The organism is Chitinophaga sp. GbtcB8 (assembly GCF_019091455.1).
Classification (GTDB): Bacteria; Bacteroidota; Bacteroidia; order Chitinophagales; family Chitinophagaceae; genus Chitinophaga.
The window spans coordinates 1-229 of record NZ_JAGXJN010000544.1; the positions used below are offsets into that span (position 1 = coordinate 1).

General features: G+C 49.8%; 1 protein-coding gene. It reads left to right on the forward strand.

Going from position 1 to position 229, the window contains the following annotated elements:
• Positions 1-229: hypothetical protein (locus KVT36_RS32515; protein ID WP_217607551.1), on the forward strand; the 229-nt coding region annotated here is incomplete at both ends.

Here is a 229-nt window from a genome sequence, read left to right on the forward strand (position 1 = left end):
CCCCCCCGGCTACAACGGGGAGCTTATAGGCCCGCACCACCAGAAACTTTCAGACCTGCATTTAAACGGCATTGGCACAGGAAACCAGGGCAAATTTTTTCCTTACCTGTTATTGCTGGTAGGTGGGTTCATACTTTTCCTTGCCTGCATAAATTTCATGTCCCCTACTATTGTCGAAGCATTCACCCGCTCCCGAGGAATAGGCATGCGCAAAATACTGGGTGCATAC